Here is a 1,094-nt window from a genome sequence, read left to right as displayed (position 1 = left end):
AAGGCCTTGTGGTGAGGAATCGGTTTCTAGACAATTCCCATTCTCACCGCGGGGCCTTCTTCACACCCCCTACGACACACCTACCCCTGTCGGATAATTCTCTACACCCTCAATCCGGAAGAGCCCGAAAAGGCGCGGGCACCCTCGAAGGAGGGTGCCCGCGCCTGTGGAGGGGTCACTTGTCCTGGTTCAGGCCCTTGAACTTGCGGATCAGCAGGGCGATGACGATGCCCAGCACAGCGCCGGCGCCGATCCCGATCAGCACGCCGGTGCCGGTGGAGATCCCCGACCCGGTGTTCTCCTGATCCACCCCGCCGCTGAGCTCGTTACCGCCCAGCGCGGCCGGAGTCTGTTCATCGGCCGGGGCCGCCGCGCCCGCGGACTCCTCGGCTTCGGAGGTGCCCTGCTTCGCGCTGCCGCCGGCCTCGCCGTCGCCCTTGACGGTGAAATCGATCGTGCCGGAGACGGGGTGGCCGTCGGCGGACACCACACGCCACAGGACCTTGTAGTCGCCTGTGGACAGATCGTCGGGCAGCGCGGACATCAGCTTGCCGTCCTCGATGGTAATCTCGCCGGCGGAGACGTCCTTGCCCTCGTGCATCACCTTGACCTCGGTGCCGGTCTTCTGAATCTTGCCGCTGAAGTTCAGCGTGAGGTATTCGGGTGCGGTCTTCAAGGTCGCACCGTTTTCCGGATCTGATGACACCAGCTGGTCGTGGGCCGAGGCCGCGGGGGCGAAGAACATACCGCACACCGCGAAGGCGGCGGCCAGCAGCAGGGCCAGTGGCATGGTTCGTTGGGGACGGATCGGGATAGACACGGAGTGCTCCAAGAGACGAACGTTCGGGACACGGACAGTCTACGCAGCCGCGGCTGGGAGATACTTCAATGCCACTACCGGTGTTCCCACTCGATGGCGGCATGTTTCATCGACTGGCCGGTTCATGTGGATTTCTTCTCCAAGAATCTGCTGTGAAGTCTCGGGACATCGTGACCACAGATGTCTCACAACATCATGACCACCATGTCTCACCACATCATGACCATACCCATGGTCACGTGGACTCATGACCCGTGACTACAAGCCCACACAA

Annotated in this window: 1 protein-coding gene; it reads right to left on the bottom strand. The window is 62.5% G+C overall.

The window, feature by feature from the left end; translation table 11 throughout:
- Window positions 1-175: 175 nt before the first annotated feature.
- On the bottom strand, window positions 176-820 hold the full coding sequence (locus tag NQ036_RS15400; protein ID WP_257049634.1) for a copper resistance protein CopC: 645 nt from the start codon (window positions 818-820) through the stop codon (window positions 176-178).
- Between the last annotated feature and the right edge of the window lie 274 nt (window positions 821-1,094).

Origin of the sequence: Brevibacterium sp. 91QC2O2 (assembly GCF_024580695.1) — a bacterium.
GTDB classification, from domain to species: Bacteria; Actinomycetota; Actinomycetes; order Actinomycetales; family Brevibacteriaceae; genus Brevibacterium; species Brevibacterium moorei.
This window is presented reverse-complemented; position numbering and strand designations above follow the sequence as displayed.